Genomic DNA, 16,038 nt, shown 5'->3' with positions numbered 1-16,038 from the left:
ATGGCTTGGGCTTCCCTGTCGCGTGGGTAAACGGCATCGTTCGGGGGCAATGCCGACCAATGGCTGAACCGCCACAACAGATTTGCCGGCTACGTTCTTCCTCTCCCGGACGACAATCATAACTACCCGCAGTTGCAAGCTGCTTGATCATGACAACCATTTGATGGAGTATTCCAGAGCATGATTTAAGAGAGCGGAGGGCTTCGGGAATGCGCCGCATTGCATTGACTGTCGCGCTTCTGTTCGCCGCCACGAATGTGGCCTTCGCCTGGGGTCATTCCATCATCGCCGAAATCGCCCAAAGTCGGCTAACCCCTCTGACATTGCGGCGTGTCGCAGACTTGCCTGGCAGCGGCGCGTCGTTGGCCTCAATTGCCAGTTGGGCCGACGACGAACGGGCTCGCGACAAGACCACCACCAGATGGCACTTGGTCGATATCCCTCGAATAGCTCCCGGTTATGATCCCGCGCGCGACTGCGTTCTTGATGCGTCTGATAGTGATTGCATCATCGCCGCTATAAACAGACAGCTCAGTATTGTTGCCTGTCCCTCTCTTCCACTCGAACCATGCCAGCGCGCGCTTGAATTTCTCGTGCATTTCGTAGGTGACCTGCACCAACCTCTGCACGCCATCGGCGAAGAAGGGCGCTTGGTCCCAGCCAATGGTTTGCTCGACGACGACTATCGACGGGAAAATCTTCCAGTTCTTGACACACTACTCGCTCGGGCGGGTTTGCGCCTTGCCAAAACCTTGAACGACGCCTTTGCTAAGGGTGATTGTTCGGCGGAGCAGGCATAGGGGATCTGATGGCGAGAAAAACCACGGAAAACAGGCACCGGCTTTCGCCGGAAACGCGCCGGAGGCTCTATGGTGCACGGCGTTTCTTGCCGCTGGAGGTGCAGAAGGACACTGACCTTCGCCTGCAAATCGATGTCTATTTCAAAGATCCGCTTGTGGCGAAGAACAATCCTGCTGCGGCCATTGATCAGAACTTCTTTGTGCCCTGGGAGCCGGGGTTGCGGGACGGACCGACCAGTGCCCGTTTTGCGGTGGTCGATTACGATGCCACCTCCAACACCCTAAAACCGCCTGCTGTCTGGGACAGCAAGGCCAATGCCTTCGTCGCACCGAACGGGCGTATCCTCGACGAGAACACCAGAAAGCTACCGCAGTTTCGCCAACTCAGCGTGTGGGCAACCGTCCAGCATACGCTCGACTTTTTCGAGAGCGGCTTTGCTCTTGGCCGCCGGATTACCTGGGCTTTCGAAGGCAACCGGCTGATTGTGGTGCCGCATGCCGGCTACGGCGAAAACGCCTATTATGATCGTCAGAGCAAATCGCTGCAATTTTATTGGTTCGACGGGGAGGATGGGCGCATCTTCACCTGCCAGTCCAGCGACATCGTCAATCACGAATTCGGTCACGCGGTTTTGGACGGGTTGAGACCCTGTTACTATGAATCCGTTTTGCCGCAAACGGCAGGCTTCCACGAGTTCGTTGGCGATTTGACCGCTATCCTCATGGCCTTCCGCAACAATGATTTCCGTAAAGCGATGATCAAGGAGAGCGCTGACCTTGCTGGTGGAACCCTGTTGTCATCCTTGGCACAGGAGTTCGGCAATGCGGTCATCGGTCAGCCTTATCTGCGCACCGCAGCTAACCAATTGACAATGAGTGACATAAGGAACGATCTCCAGCCTCACCGCATTTCGCAGGTGCTGACGGGAGCCTGTTTCGACATCATGGTCAGGCTTTTCGGCAAGTACAAGGATCGGATGGACCAACGCAATAAGGATAATCCGAAGAGCAAGCCATCACTGCCGAATGCCTTCTGGTACACGATCCAGCGCATGCAGATGATGGCGATACAGCCGCTGGATTTTCTGCCCCCATGCGAAGTTGAGTTCCGTGACTATGCTTTGGCGCTGTTGCGCGCCGAAGAGGTGTCAAATCCAACTGATCCCGATGGCTATCGCGAGATGATGTTCAATGTATTTGTCGAGCGCGGTGTTCTCGATGAAGCGGATCGCGCGTCCCTCCTGGAACCGGACGCTGTCTTCAACCGTCCTGAACTGACCATTTACCATGACATCGACTCGATTGGTGCATCGCGCGGCGGTGCCTATCGTTTTCTCGATGACAATCGTGCCGATCTGTTCATTCCCCTGAACGCCGATCTCATCATCACCGAGATCGTTCGCGCCAAGAAGCTGACGACGGAATCGCGGCAACTCCCCGACCAGATCGTCGTGCAATACATATGGCGGGAAGATGTCGCACTCGAGGGCGAGCGCTTCGGTCGCTTTGCCGGTGAGCGAACGAGTATGCTGTGTGGTGCAACGCTCGTCCTGGACCAGAATGGCAACCAGATCCATTGGGCGCGCAAACCCGGCAGCGAGGAGCTTGGTAACAGCCCCGGGCAACGCGCCGAGCGCAACGCCGGGCGCAAGCGTCGCGAGGCATTTCTCGATGCTCTGGCAGCACGGATCAAATCAGGCATGATCGGCGAGACCGTCGGCGGCGAGCTTGGTCTCCTGGCCCGTGCCATCCCGCCATTCGGGTTCTACCGCGTCGACGGCGAAGTGCGTTTTCAGCTTTCGCCGCATTTTGCCATTCACGACGATATCGAGGACGACGACATTGGAGGCCGGCAATGGCAGGTAAGCTCCTGATACGCATGTTTGACGTCGGTCTTGGCGACTGCATCTATTGCCGGATTCCGGAAGGGCATGAGGATGGTCGCGATTTTCACATTCTCATCGATTGCGGATCGCTAAGCGGCATGGACTACCTCACAGCCGCGCTCGAAAAGCTGAAGATCATGCTACCTGACGATGGCGGCAAGAAGTGGCTTGATCTGCTCATTATCACGCATCAGCACAAGGACCATATCCTGGGTTTCACGCCGGATCTCTGGGCTGACTTTTCGGTCGGTTCATTGTGGATGAGCGCCGCGATGGATCCCGATCACCCGGAGGCCAAGAACGCGCAACAGCTCCATGCCTTCGCTGGCGGCATGATCAAGCAGGCGCAGCGCCTCAACTTCAGTCCGGAACTGGAAGGCCTCTTCGCGGCCTATGCAGCAACGAACGATGTGGCGATGGAGACATTGCAAAAGATCATTCCCGTCAAAAACAATATCAAGCCGATCTATGTTCATGCTGGCATGGACACCGATGACAAGCTCAAGCTGCCCATGAAAAATGCAGTATTGCGGATTCTTGGACCGGAAAAAGACATTGACCTTTATTATCTGGGCAAATCCGAGAACCCGTCAATGCACGGTTTTATGTCCCTCATGGACGTCGTTGCAAGATCCACGCCGCCGAACACGGCGCCTGCAAAATCAACGTCTCTCCCGACGAATATCGCCACGGCCGATTTCCGGCGGTTGCAGTCGCGAATGCTGTCGACAGCACTCGCCTTCGCCGATCTCGATGGCAAGGTGACGAACAATACCAGCGTCGTTCTGCTCGTAGAATGGAAGGGGAAGCGGCTGCTATTTGTCGGCGATGCTGAATGGGACGCGCGTTATGATGAAGGCGAGGCCAACGGTTCGTGGAATGTCATGTGGAACAAGCGACATCCCGTGTTGGCCAAACCGCTGGATTTTCTCAAAATCGGCCATCATGGCAGCGAAAACGCCACACCATGGAATGACAATCCGCTGCGCGACCCCGCCAAGCCAAATGAGCCGCTCGACATTCTGAACGCCATCCTGCCGAAGAATGGTACCCCAATCGCGTCCGCCGGCGTTTCTACCCGGCGGGGTCAATACAAAACCATACCGAAGGCGGATTTGCTCGTGGAGCTTGGCAGCCGGGTTGCGACCAAGCGAGACTATGCCAGGGCGTTCAAAAGCGCCCATATCAATACGTCGCTGATTAACAAGTTCGACGAGTTCGAGCAAACCTGGTTTGCCTCCCCTCAGCCTCTGCGAACGGATTTGGAAGATATGTTGCGCGATCAGGGCTTTATCGATATCGAGATTTCAGCTTGATGCAGTACTGAGGGTGTTGATGATGAGGCACACAATGGCTCGTCTGGTATCTGCACTTTAGAAAACCGGGTCTGCGGTTAGATTCCGCTCAAGGTGAGCACTTGACGTCAGATCCCCAATAAGCGACCGTCCGGTAAACTATTATCTTGGATTGTTAGGTGGCTAGATAGCGGATGTGCCTATTCTACTCTGCATCAAGGCTATAGCGGCCACTGAATCGACGCCATCAAATGACCGAGATAGGGCCGATTTCCGGTCAGGCAGCTTTCAAGAACAGTCCTGCGAAAGCAGACGTTTAAGTCGGCTGCCGTGATGTCTGAGTCTGACCCAAAGCGGACCTTGCCTCGGCGATCACTGAAAAGAAGGATGATCGGTGACCCTTTCGGCAATTGCCGAGTAGCTTTTCGATATTGGCATCAGCGTCACCGCCGGTGGAAGTGATCACCAAGGAACGCCATAGGGTCCTGCTTAAGCACCTTGCAAAACTGCACCAGAGTAGAGACGGCCATGCGGTTCTTCCCCATCTCGTACTTTTGCACTTGCGAGTGCGAAAAGCCCATAAATTCGCCAAGCTCTGATTGAGAAAGGCCAGCGGCCAAGCGAACGACCCTCAGCTTTGCGCCAAGGTCTTTATCAATGCTGGCTGCTGCCGATTTACGAGTTAACGTTACCATCCCGCCGAGTGAACCATGCACCAATTAAATATTGCTAAGTAAAAAAACGCCGCCGGGCGTTGGCCAGCAGCGGCGGGAGGCGCGGGACCGGGTGGCCTTGGCCTACCACCACAATTTACGCTGCAACAGAAGATGCGACAATCAGGGGTTTTCCTAAGGCAAAGCCGGAATAATCCCCTTTCGAAGGGAAAATGAAAAGACCCAGCCCGCATGGCTTGTGGACTCCGCGGCGCTGGGTCGGGACGTTCGCTTGCGACAAACGTCAAAGGACCATTAAAAATCGAGTCGTTACTGATCAACAGCCATTTCAACTTAAGGTTATTGCTGAATAACCATGATGCGCGTCGAACCCCGCGGCCGCTTCACGGTTGTTTGGGTTTCGAACTCATTCGGAGCTGCCCTTGATCCTTCCCGCACACCATGGCTGATACGCTCGGCCCCATACCACCCCCGCCACGAACCGGGCTTCCATTCACCTTTCTGACAGCCGGTACGCCCGCATCAGACTCCCGAATGTCTTTGGAGGCCACAGCGCCGCGTCCGAATCTCCGGCGTGAGCGGCTTTCGCCCTGCTGATTGCCGAGTTGCAATTGGATGGCGCTATGGCCGAGGCTCGGCATATCGATTATGACGCTTCAGAATATAGGGGATTACCGCAAAAGGCCGTCGCGACTGAACTCCTCCCAGTCGGCCAGATTTGCCGTTGCTCCCTCCAAGCCGGCTTGTGGTGACGACGCAGAATCCGAACGCTTCTTCAACAACCGCGTCAGCTTCGCTTTGTAGGCAGCCCGCCGTCGGTTCTCGGACGCCGCCATCGCGTCCTCTTCACGCCATTGATCGACCACGCCTCTGTCGAGGAGGTCTTCGACAACCCTAGGGTCGAAAACGTGAAAGGTGATCTTCCTGGCCCGGCCCGCTAGCCGTACTGTCCGAGTCCCTGCGCTGGGAAGTCGGCCATCGGCGAGCCACCGATGCCTCTCGCTCGGCTTGATGGTCAGGATGTCCTGAATTTCTCGAGGGATCACCGGAAAGTTCTCAATATCCTTCATTCCAGAAGAGACCATGCCCACAGCGGCCTGAAATTTCGGCTTTGCATTGGCTGACATCGCTAGTACGAGTGTCCCGGCGTCGAGGATGAGTGATTTCTTCGAAGGCGTCGGGAGCCGTGCCCGGATCTCCAAAAGGATGCCTTTCGCACGCACGGATGATCCGAGCGTCGCCGCCGATGGCAATGTCCAGGTTCTGATGAGCTCGATGTCATTCTTCTCTTCCTTGGGCATGAATCGTAGATAGGTTCCGCGTCCTGGCAAGTCAACGGAAGGGGCAATTCGATGTTCCCGCGAGGGTCACGATAGTCACCTCCGCAACATGTTGCGCGGCTGGCGGCTTCGGGCGAGTTCTATCACTCACCCATCATTTGACATCGGCGAAGTCGGCATGAGAAACGTAAACCGGGTTTCCGCATCTGTTGATTGAACAGTCAGGGTTCCGCCATGGGCCTTGCCTATCTCCGAAGCGATGTGCAAGGCCCAGACCTTGCCTTTTGTCCCGAACTTCGCCCCTGGATGAAAGAGTCGGTCCTGTACTTCAGCCGGGATCGCCGCCCCGGCATTTGAAACAGAGTCCCAACCATCATTATCGGTCCACGCGTTGAACCTCACGGGTTGGCTCAGATCGCCATGGCTAAAAGCATTTCCAAGGAGATTGGAAACCAGCTGTCCTATACGAACAGGATCGCAATTGATGGACTCGATGACGGAGAAATCTGTCTCGATGATTGCGTCCGGCATGCTCAATTGAAGTTCAGCCATGGTCTCGTGAAAGATGGGGTAATTTTCACTGGGGACAATGTTCGTGGGGATACCGCCGCCATGTCTCTGGTTTCGGCGGGCTTGCCGAGCGCGTGAATGTGGCCGAGGTATAACCTCCATTCAAGCTACGTTCCAGGCGCTTCCAAGATGGCTCTTGGCTGCGGGAGCGAAACCGCACCTCAGATAAAAGCGCGTCTGCGGTTAGATTCCGCTCAAGGCGGCCATAGCCCTACAGGCGCGTGGAAAAAGACCCTCCCACAAGAGGGAGGGTCAGATGCGGGAGCGGCCCCCGTCGCCCCCAACGGCGTTCTTTTTTTCTGCCGAACGACGCTCTATGCGATCTCATCAAACATGGCGTTGATTTTGTAAATTGCTTCCGCCCGGTTCGTCGCCCGAACCTTCTTGAGGATATTTCGAACGTGAACTTTCACAGTGTTTGGAGCAAGCCTGAGGGCATAGGCAATCGTTTTGTTTGCCTTTCCCTGCCGCAGGACTTCGATGACCTCACGTTCCCTTCGTGTGAACATTTCCAAACGCTTGGACTGATGATGGTTGGTTCCGAGGATGCTTTGCATATCATGCCGGTTCTTGGCCGCGACGAAAACACCTCCTGCCAACGCCATCGATATTGCTTCGATGCAAACAGATATTCCGGCATTGCCTGGAAGGTAACCATGGGCACCTTGCCGGAGAACGCTCAGGATTTGCTGAAATCCGCACAGGTCCGCCTGAACAATGACTGGGACTTTCGGAAATCTTCGTACAAGCGCCCCGATTTCGAGCACAATGGAATTATCCATGAACCTGGAGTCGTCGACGCATACAAGGATGACTGAAAATGCCGCCGCTTCATATGCCTCTATATCGTTCACAGAGCCATATGTGGCCAAACACAGTCCAAGTCCATTCGATATAAGCCCCCTCGAAAGATGCTCTCGAGCAATGGCACTTCCGTCAATAATGGCAAGGGTCCGTTGTGGACGGGGTTCTGTCGATGCGATGTGGAACGCTGCACGGCGGGCCGCCGCATGCCGATTGTAAACGGCGTGATCAGCATCCGGTATTCGTTCATACATAATTCCTGACATTTTCTTGTCCCCAAAAACTACTCATTGACACGTGCTTGCAACATTGAAGTTCAATTGCACCACGTTTTGCTGTTGCCGTTTCGAGCGCGGCAAATACGTGCCGAGCGTTCGATCAAAAGCTGCATTGCGGCGTAGGAGAGTTTGATTTCTCCTCCTCTGCTACGCAGTGCGCCGATCTCAGTTAGGCGTTGAACCGCGCGACCATCTATTCGCCGGATCGTTTCGCCCTGTGACAGGCGGTTCAATGCTTCCCAGTCGTCTATCGATATTTCACGCTTTGAAACCATGTTCGTCGAGCTCCGATTATGAATTGCCAGGCAAATACCCGCTTCAGACGGGCTTATCGAAAATAGCGAGAACTGCCGCGGCATGTCCGTTGCCGGTGCTGCCCAGTCACGTTGTTGACAATTGGACACGGTCGAAAAATGGGTCTCTGCACTGGAGTTAGGATCGAGATATGAATAAGTCGGATCTCCCGCTCCATGGATGCTTTGACGCTTTTGTAAGTGAGGCACAAACCCGTTGGCAATTTCGGCCGCTTGATCAATCTGGCAAAAGATGACCACCGGTATTTTCTGGTAAGAACTGTTGACATCGGTTTTCCCTCCTGCAGTCTATTGATCGACTTGATCTCCGGATTTACCGAAGTATTGATCTAATATTACCGGAGGAGGCGTCTCTCGAGCGCTGTCTGACCGTCAATGCACCGTCAAAAATGCAGGACAAAACGTAAAAAGGACCCGCGGGCGGGTCCTTTTTGGGTGTTTTGTTGGGCTTTGCGTCAACTGTTCAGCACGACATCGACAGCCTTAGCTGCATTGAGCAGTCCCGCACCAAAAAAGTACCTGGAATCGATGACATCTTCATTGTCCGCATTCATGCAGTCGGGGGTGAGGGGACGAAAACCCGGTCCAACATTGCTGCTTCGGCTGGACGCTTCCTCGAGGATAGACTTGACGGCTATACCGTCTAGCCTGCCTGACCCACCGTGAACGGCACGATGGGCCCGTTGTACGAGAGCCGCGACGCCGCCGACCAAGGCTGCGGCCCCGGACGTGCCGCCAAAGCTGGTATAGTAACCGCCACCAATGCCGGGATTATTGGCAGATGGAAGCAGTGAGGACCAGGGAGCTTTTCCTTCATCATAACCAAAGACCCCCGGAAGGTCTGTGCTGAGAAGGCTGAACTGCGAATAGCAATATTCCTTGCCGGGATCCGCGTTATATTGATGCTTGGCGATCAAGGGAGACAGCCGATTGATCCGCAATTGATGGCGATTGAAGACCTCGCCATCATCAGAGGGTGCAACGAGCGTTAGACCTTCGCCATAATTGCTGTAGCCGGACCGGAAACCTTCAACCGTGACGGCGCCGACCGCGATGATCCCGTTGTCGGGAGCTGCGAGGCTCGCCGGATAGATCAGCTGGCTTTCGCCACTGTTGCCGGCAGCGCAGATCACCGGAATCTTTCGGCTCACAGCAATGATCAAATGTTCCAGGATCGTCCATATGCGGTCCGGATTGAAACCCAGCTGCGTTGCCTTGGGCTCGAGTTCCGCCGGTCCCTGTTCTGCCAGGGCGATGCGTGCAAATAGATCCGCAGCATCACGATTGGCCCAGCGCTCCAAGTCGGCCTTCAATTCGTTCTTGGGCTCAATGGCGCTTCGCTTCGGATCGGGTATGCCGCGGGGCATGACGATGACGTCAACGTTCTGCAAATACGCATAAAGGAGTGCGGCGATGAACTGCACAGGATTGTCTTCGAACGAAGTCGTAATGTTAACGAGGCGCGAAAAAGGATCAGCGCCAAAATACGGTAACAGGTTGGGATTTTTGTTGGGATGGGTCTCGGTTGAATCGGGATTCGTAAAGATGTCTTCTGGTGGAGACAGGATTTCGCTGTCTTCCGTGGCCAATGCGGCGGGCTCGGCCACGATTAAACCGGCACAGGCAGTGCCGTGAGCGGCGAACATGGTGTTCGAATCGAGGATCCGGCGCAATACGCCATAGGAACCAGCATACTCCGCCACAATATCATCCAGGTATTCCTTGTCATCAACCGATAGTCCGAGGTTGCCGAGTCCGGATATGTCGAGTTCGGCAAAGAACGCCTGTTTCTCTTCCTTGTAGGAACTATTTGTATCGTCGAGGATGGCCAACGCACGCGCACCGTATCTGTGCGTTGCCAGGTCAATAGAGGCATTCTGATCGATCCGGGTTGCCAGGTTCGGGTGATCTGGAGATATGCCGACGTCAATGAGCGCCACCCTCGCAGGCGAGATCGCAGCCACCTCTGCAAGGGTGTCCCAGACAGAACCGGAAATAACAGGAGAAGGCGTGATGCGCAGCGCACTTTCATTGTTGGGGGGAATCGAACCACTCGAAGATCCGAAGTCCGCCGTAATCACTCCCAGAGCAGCCAAATGCCAGAGATAATAGTAGCCGGCAGGCGCAGCCTTCGTGTTGTCTGATTGGAGGGCCATCTGTAACCTCATTTACGCTAGAGGAACCACTGAAGATGAATGCACTTTCTTCACACCCATTCCTTGTGTACCGCGTTGTACGTCGCGGCGAACGCATCTCTCAGATAAGGAGCAAACCGGCGGGCCAGATCACGTCCTGCTTTCGTATCGCTCGGATAATGCAGGCCGGCCCATTCTCGATTCTCTGCAACATTCTGAGCAATTCGCGCCAACTCTTCGGTCGCTGGATGCTCGGGAAGGATCGTGTTGAATGCAAACACAATGGAAAAGCATTGGAATGCATGATTGCTTTGGAAGGATTCGTGCGCTGGAACTGCCAGAAGCGGTCGCAGTCGCGGTTCAAACTGACTGGGTCGCAACCGATTGAATTTATTCTTGTAAATGAGCCCAACATATTCGCAAGCGGTCAGGATACTCTGAAAAAGCCCCTCGGTCTGTTCGAACCCGGCTATGTTCTCGATATAGAGAGGTCGTGTAAACTCGCCGACCGATAGCGAAGCTTCCTGTTGAATATCCGGGAGTCGTCTGGCCCTTTCGCGGTCGCGCTTCTGCATCGACAGCATCACTTTGGTTTCAAGGCGACTGAAATCCGGGCCTGGAGGTGGAGTAATGTCGAGCATCTCCCACGTAAACCGAGCGGCGGCGGTAAAAGCGTTCCGGGAAGGTTGTTGGTGGAGCCTGCGCAACTGGAATGCAGGTATCAACTGTGCATTGCCGGTGCTGATTCCGCCGAATGAGGTTTTATTCTTGTTCTTGTTCTTGTTCAGCGAGGATTTGTTCAGCACCGATTTGTTGGCAACACCGCCGCTCGCCGTGGCGGCTCCGGCTAGAGGTGCCCCCGGGATGTTGATACCGGCCCCATCCACCGCTGCGTCAACCTCAGCGAACGGCAAAGGTGGGCAGGGCGATACATGATCGGCATCGACCTCAAATCGAAAATTGTTCAGGAACTGTATCAGCGGTGATTGCGCAGCAACGTTGACCATTTTCGCGTATCCTTCATCCATTCGAGCCGAATTTTGATTGAGGAAGAATTACCGGCGCTTGACACCGGCCTTGGTAAGCCCGGCGATCAGCATCTTGCCTCCCCCAGTTTTTAACAGCGGGTAGCGATTGTCCTTGAGCGACTCGATCGAGAAATTCGGTTCGACGGCCTCGAGCCGCTCTACATACTTTTCCGCCAACGCCATCTCGTCCCGATGTGCATGACTTGCTGCCATGTAGCGCAAGAGAGAATTGAAATCAGGACGCATCTTCAGCGCGTCTTCACCCGCAGAAATGGCGGCTGCGTGATCGCCGGCAAGAGCTGCACTGATGCACTTGGTCGTGTCGAAGTAATATTTGTGCACGCTGTAAAATCCAAGGTTCTGGACCCAGTTAGCCATGGCCAACGCCTTTTCAGGCTGCCCGGCATAACAATGCAACATGGAATAAAGATCCCAACCGAGCGGTTGTGCCGGGTTGAGCTTGATTGCGCGCTCGAATAGTCCGGCGGCATAGTCGTATTCGCAAAACAAGAATGAATGGACGTGTCCAACGAGAGCAAGTGCGATGGAATTGTTAGCATCCAACTCCAATGCCTTACGGGCGTAGAATTGGGCTTCTTCGACTATGGTGGAATCGTAGGCATTGAAACGCTGTCCAACGCGGAAAGTCCTGATAAAGGCGAGCCAGGCATAGACTGAGGAGGAGGGCCGCTCAGCAGCAATGTTGTGGAGGATGCGTTCGGCTCTATCGAGATCCCCCCGAGACAATCGAAAGACCGAGTTGACCGCCTCGATCATAGTGGTTTCGCGCTCGAGCTTTCCGCCTTCGCCGCGGAAAAGAAAGCTCCCGTTGACTTCATCGATCAAGTGATTGATCAGCCCATGCAACTGACTTGTTTCGCCTCTTTCCAGGGGCGGGCGATCAGCGATGCAACTGTCTTTCCAGATCAGGCTATGGTCGGCCAAACGCACAATGCTCACCACGATAAGGGCGGTTTGACTGGCGAGCGTCAGTTCCAGCTGTATGCCGAGGGCTGTTGCCAGCGAGATCTCGTTGCCCGGTCCAACATCATTCGACGAGTTCGCCCCAGGCCCTGCGCCGAAGGAAAAATCAGTGACACGGATATCAGTTCCCTCAACAAGCGATTTTGCGATGAGATTAGTCACTCCCGCCGCAAGAATCTGTCCATTTTCACTTTGTCCGGCGATGCGCGAGGGCAAGATCGCGACAACCCATTGCCGCGAACTGACGCTGGAACTCGAGTCACTGGCTTTATCGTTCGCCGCTCCATTCCCAGTGCCACCACTATTCGTGCCCGGATTGATTGCCGTTAAAGGAACGAGTGGCGTCGGTTCCTGGTTCTGACGCGCCAGCTCAAGCTTAGGTTCAAATTTTTGCTGGAATTGTCCCTCATCGTAGCGACGCTGCCAGACCTGTCGCTCCAGTGTGAGCCACTCCTCGAATTCAGCGTCTCTGACGTCGACCCCTTCGAGAAAATGTTCAGCAGCCAGTTCGTCATTTCCTGCTGGATGGCCCTCGCTCAGGATTTCGTCGATATCCAGCCGTATGCGGTCCATGCGAAGCGAGACGGTGTTCTTGTCAGCCACCAGGATATCGCGTGCATCACCCAGGCATTTCCGGATATCGAGCAGTGCCTGGCGAAGACTGGCAGAGGCCTGGTCTTCAGGCCTGTCGCTCCAAAGCTTGTCACGAAGCCAAACTCTCGAACGTGATCCCCTTAGGGAGACCGCCAGCATGGCAAGGATCGCTTGGGACTTTTGGGATTTGGGCGTCAGAACCTTGCCCTCCGGATCAGTGATCGCGAAGGGTCCAATAAGGTACATGCGATAAGCCGCTTCGCTGTGCTGACTGCGGTCCATCAGCGTGGGTCCCCGAGTAGCCTCTTGGATTGCTTTATCTTGCTTGTGCTTGGGCTCTCGCTCTAACTTTGGCACAAAACACAACTTTGGCAATACGTTTGCGTGTATTGGGAGCCCCAGCGGGTAAACAGGAACGCTTATTCCCGAAATGTTGTACACTATTCCGCTCCCATCATTTGCTTGACGTCGGCTAAGCTGGCTGACTTACGGGGAATACAATTCCACTGTTATTGCAGCGTGAAACCAGCGTGAATTGTGGTCAAAAAAATAAGGAGGTGTGGGTTACAGGAGCACTTCTGATCGGTTCGTGGCGTGCGAACTCACTAGAGCGCCGGCAGCTCGTCTGCGGTCGCGCAAACTTTTTTCCACAACGGTGTCGGATTGGCAAAGTCTCGCTCGTCCTAGGGGCCTGTTCCGGCAAATTATGGAGGATCACAACCATGCCGAATACCATACGTTTGCACCGCGTTCTGGCAACAAGTCCGGACAAGGTTTATCGGGCCTTCATCGAGGCAGACGCGCTCGCCAAGTGGCTTCCCCCCAACGGTTTTGCTTGTACTGTGCATCACTCAGAGCCGAAGGTCGGCGGCACGTTCAAAATGTCCTTCCGGAACTTTACGACTGGCAATAGCCACGCGTTTGGTGGCGAATATCTCGAGCTGGTTCCTGGTGAACGGTTGCGTTACACCGACAAATTCGACGACCCCAACCTGCCTGGCGAAATGGAAGTAACTGTGACGCTGGCCAAAGTGTCGGTCGGGACCGAGCTCCATATAACACAGGCGGGCGTGCCGGACGTCATTCCACCGGAGGCTTGTTATCTCGGATGGCAGGAGTCGCTGAAAAACTTGGCAAGGCTCGTCGAGCCGGAGATCAACGAATAGCCCATCAGACCTGCAGTCGCTGCGAGGTAATGGCTGTTCGCGGCGCCCAAATGAGAAGCAAACCGGTGGTTGCGGCTGCCCGGAGCGTAGGGATGCACGAAAGAACGCGCCGTGTTAGCGGCAATGATCCAGGTTGCCGACATCACAACCCAGCAGCAGCATATACATTGGGAGAAAAGCAGGCGGCTTCACCGCCTGCGCATCCATAGTCAATGCCCCTGTTTGCGATGTAGTTTTGAAGGCCGCTCAATTCCTCACAGCCGCCGGGGAAAGCGCTGTCAAAGAAGCCAACTGCTCGCCGGCCTTCTCCAGGTTCAAAGAGAATATGCCTGGAAGAAGGCCAGGACCGCGCCCACGGCTATGCCAATCAGCGGTGCTATTATTCCCCCCAGCTTTGCTTTTCGGAGCGCGCGGGCTTGCCGTTCGCTTACCCGGCGGTTCGTCTGGTACCGTTCTTTGAAGATTTCGAGGTATTGGCGGGAAAATGTGGGCCGGTCGTTTTCGTTGTCGGCGGCGAGCAGCCAGAATTCGGCAATGCGACCAGGTAGATCGATGTCCCCGACTTCGAGGGCCTGAAAGCACTGCCAGGACGACCACACCAAAACCAGCGTCAAGGACGCCAGTTCCCAGCCAACCGTTGGAGAAAACTCGCCTGCAGCAAGGGACGTAACAGCGCCGGTCGCCGTGGCAAGGGCGATGACGGAAAATAGCCGGAGAAGTCCCAGCGCCTGGTTATTGCTCGAAGATATGAGAGCAACGATAGCATTCTGCCGAAATCGCGTATCTTCGATAGCGAGCTTCCAGTCGTCATTTTCAAACATTGGAATCATCCCCTTCGGCATTGCGGACAGGGCGGTCAAAATGCACAATTTCAACCACTGGCAGCGCGACCGCTAATACAGGAACCAATCAATTGCGATCGCAGCTGCAACACCGATCAGGAACACGACGGTGAACGTGAAGGGCCCGACGTTCACGCCCAGTTGTCTCAGCCGCTCGTCCAGATCATCATGACGCATCGAAAACCTCATCGTTTGGTGCAGATCAACCATGAAGCTGGCGTAGCAGCAATCCGAGGCGTTCTTCAGGAGCTGCGGTGGAGATTTCGCCTGGTGGCCTGCTCGGCACACTGCTCTTGCGGCCCGCTCTCACTTCGCTTGGCGTATAGCCGAACTCCCTCTTGAATGCCCGGCTGAACTCTGCGCCATCACTGAAACATCGCTGCTCAGCGATCTCGATGATACGACGTTTGTCGTTCGGGTCGGCCAATGCTGCGTGTGCATCGAGGAGCCGCTGGTGCTGCAGGTAATGCATCACGCCACCGAATGGCTCGAACATTCGATAAAGTCCGGTGCGTGAAATCGCGAGTTCACGCCGCAAGACCTTGGCATTGAACAATGGATCGAACAATCTGGATTGCACTACGCGGCGTGCCTTTTCGAGCAACACGCGGGCGATAGGTGCCTGAGCCTCCTCGATGTTGCCTGGAGATGGCAGCAGGCAGGCCCGGATCATCGCCTGCGTCGCGCCAACGAGTTCAGGAAGATTGTCCGCCTCGACCGCTGGCAGCCGCTTGGCCAGTCCGATGAAATAGTCGGACAGCAGCCGTCCCATCGCGGTGTCGACTGTGGAGAACTCGGAAGCACTGAGGGCACGAGCCACTTCTGGATCGGAATCTCGGGGAACAAACAGCACCAGCATGTCGCTATCTGTTACACTCCCCTCAAACCAGCGTCCCAGCGAATGGACCTGGACGATACCGGCGCCGCCTTGAAAGCTTCCTGCCGGACCCTCGGTGCTGATCGAACCGTCGAGTGGAAGGGTCAATGCCCAGTGATCGAGCGCTTCCCTGCGTGTGTGACCTGGGACACTTGCAAACTCGAGTGCGCCGGTTCTGATCCGCGAGAATGCCAGGCTGCCGAGATCCCAGACGGTCTGCTTTCCTTCAAAGCCACGGGACCTGTCCCTGCATTCGCCAAGCTCGAGCATCGATGAGAAGCTTTTGCGCCACGATTCATACTGATGGTCAATCGGCACGCCGCTGGTATCGAACTTGAACGCGGGAATGGAGAATGCGCCGGAAGACGACCGCTTCGGTTGGGGATGAGGGCAGTTGATGGCAGATGCCGCTGCCGCGTGTGCAAAGTTTCGATCGAGCGATATATCCGATGGCGCGATATGATCATGCGCGTTCATGATTTCACCATTTGTCGTACCCGGAACAACGTGC

At 55.3% G+C, this 16,038-nt stretch carries 16 protein-coding genes; 5 read left to right on the top strand and 11 right to left on the bottom strand.

Annotated elements, in window-relative coordinates; all coding sequences use genetic code 11:
• The first annotated feature begins 209 nt into the window (after nt 1-209).
• The 3 genes from LB462_RS16505 to LB462_RS16495 are packed head-to-tail and all read left to right on the top strand — an operon-like array spanning nt 210 to nt 4,002.
• Complete coding sequence (locus LB462_RS16505; RefSeq protein ID WP_224510156.1) at nt 210-800, top strand: S1/P1 nuclease; 591 nt, start codon at nt 210-212, stop codon at nt 798-800.
• An 8-nt stretch (nt 801-808) separates the two neighbouring features.
• Nucleotides 809-2,674, top strand: a complete 1,866-nt coding sequence (locus LB462_RS16500) for a gluzincin family metallopeptidase (RefSeq protein WP_224510153.1) — start codon at nt 809-811, stop codon at nt 2,672-2,674.
• Nucleotides 2,656-4,002 carry a ComEC/Rec2 family competence protein gene (locus LB462_RS16495; RefSeq protein WP_224510150.1) on the top strand — a complete coding sequence of 449 codons (1,347 nt, stop codon included), beginning with the start codon at nt 2,656-2,658 and terminating at the stop codon, nt 4,000-4,002. The genes LB462_RS16500 and LB462_RS16495 overlap by 19 nt, the downstream gene beginning before the upstream one ends.
• Nucleotides 4,003-4,424: 422 nt before the next feature.
• On the opposite strand, the gene LB462_RS16490 is transcribed toward LB462_RS16495, so the two are convergent.
• The 4 genes from LB462_RS16490 to LB462_RS31575 form a co-directional block, all read right to left on the bottom strand.
• Complete coding sequence (locus LB462_RS16490) at nt 4,425-4,697, bottom strand: helix-turn-helix domain-containing protein (protein WP_224510540.1); 273 nt, start codon at nt 4,695-4,697, stop codon at nt 4,425-4,427.
• Nucleotides 4,698-5,326: 629 nt separating this feature from the next.
• A complete protein-coding gene (locus LB462_RS16485) occupies nt 5,327-5,956 on the bottom strand; it encodes a hypothetical protein (RefSeq protein WP_224510148.1) in 630 nt (209 codons plus the stop codon).
• Nucleotides 5,957-6,082: 126 nt separating this feature from the next.
• Nucleotides 6,083-6,487, bottom strand: coding sequence for a sensor histidine kinase (locus tag LB462_RS16480; protein WP_224510145.1), 405 nt, complete (start codon nt 6,485-6,487; stop codon nt 6,083-6,085).
• Nucleotides 6,488-6,819: 332 nt separating this feature from the next.
• Nucleotides 6,820-6,978: a response regulator transcription factor gene (locus LB462_RS31575; RefSeq protein WP_370637203.1), complete on the bottom strand. Its 159-nt coding sequence runs from the start codon at nt 6,976-6,978 to the stop codon at nt 6,820-6,822.
• Here LB462_RS31575 and LB462_RS16470 point away from each other — a divergent pair.
• Nucleotides 6,907-7,323: a hypothetical protein gene (locus tag LB462_RS16470; RefSeq protein WP_224510552.1), complete on the top strand. Its 417-nt coding sequence runs from the start codon at nt 6,907-6,909 to the stop codon at nt 7,321-7,323. The genes LB462_RS31575 and LB462_RS16470 overlap by 72 nt on opposite strands.
• Nucleotides 7,324-7,625: 302 nt before the next feature.
• Here LB462_RS16470 and LB462_RS16465 read toward each other — a convergent pair whose 3' ends face one another.
• From LB462_RS16465 to LB462_RS16450, 4 genes are all read right to left on the bottom strand, one after another.
• Nucleotides 7,626-8,141 (bottom strand): hypothetical protein, encoded by a 516-nt coding sequence (locus LB462_RS16465; protein ID WP_224510142.1) that lies wholly within the window; start codon nt 8,139-8,141, stop codon nt 7,626-7,628.
• 215 nt (nt 8,142-8,356) lie between these two features.
• Nucleotides 8,357-10,057 carry a S8 family serine peptidase gene (locus LB462_RS16460; RefSeq protein ID WP_224510139.1) on the bottom strand — a complete coding sequence of 567 codons (1,701 nt, stop codon included), beginning with the start codon at nt 10,055-10,057 and terminating at the stop codon, nt 8,357-8,359.
• A gap of 50 nt (nt 10,058-10,107) precedes the next feature.
• Nucleotides 10,108-11,043, bottom strand: a complete 936-nt coding sequence (locus tag LB462_RS16455; protein WP_224510137.1) for a phosphatase PAP2 family protein — start codon at nt 11,041-11,043, stop codon at nt 10,108-10,110.
• A 48-nt stretch (nt 11,044-11,091) separates the two neighbouring features.
• The gene (locus tag LB462_RS16450; protein ID WP_224510134.1) at nt 11,092-12,924 is read right to left on the bottom strand and encodes an SARP family transcriptional regulator; all 1,833 of its coding nucleotides are present in this window, start codon (nt 12,922-12,924) and stop codon (nt 11,092-11,094) included.
• Between the two features lie 440 nt (nt 12,925-13,364).
• On the opposite strand from LB462_RS16450, the gene LB462_RS16445 reads away from it, so the two are divergent.
• The gene (locus LB462_RS16445) at nt 13,365-13,808 is read left to right on the top strand and encodes an SRPBCC family protein (protein WP_224510131.1); all 444 of its coding nucleotides are present in this window, start codon (nt 13,365-13,367) and stop codon (nt 13,806-13,808) included.
• 314 nt (nt 13,809-14,122) lie between these two features.
• Here the strand turns inward: LB462_RS16445 and LB462_RS16440 are convergent, their stop codons facing one another.
• The 3 genes from LB462_RS16440 to LB462_RS16435 all read right to left on the bottom strand — a co-directional run bounded on the left by LB462_RS16440 (nt 14,123) and on the right by LB462_RS16435 (nt 16,004).
• Complete coding sequence (locus LB462_RS16440; RefSeq protein ID WP_224510129.1) at nt 14,123-14,629, bottom strand: hypothetical protein; 507 nt, start codon at nt 14,627-14,629, stop codon at nt 14,123-14,125.
• A 72-nt stretch (nt 14,630-14,701) separates the two neighbouring features.
• Complete coding sequence (locus LB462_RS31240) at nt 14,702-14,827, bottom strand: hypothetical protein (protein WP_255626722.1); 126 nt, start codon at nt 14,825-14,827, stop codon at nt 14,702-14,704.
• Nucleotides 14,828-14,852: 25 nt separating this feature from the next.
• Nucleotides 14,853-16,004 (bottom strand): helix-turn-helix domain-containing protein, encoded by a 1,152-nt coding sequence (locus LB462_RS16435; protein WP_224510126.1) that lies wholly within the window; start codon nt 16,002-16,004, stop codon nt 14,853-14,855.
• Nucleotides 16,005-16,038: the final 34 nt, after the last annotated feature.

It is taken from the genome of Phyllobacterium chamaecytisi (assembly GCF_020164455.1).
Classification (GTDB): Bacteria; Pseudomonadota; Alphaproteobacteria; order Rhizobiales; family Rhizobiaceae; genus Phyllobacterium; species Phyllobacterium chamaecytisi.
The sequence above is the reverse complement of the archived record's forward strand: the minus strand, read 5'-3'. Positions and strand labels throughout refer to the sequence as shown.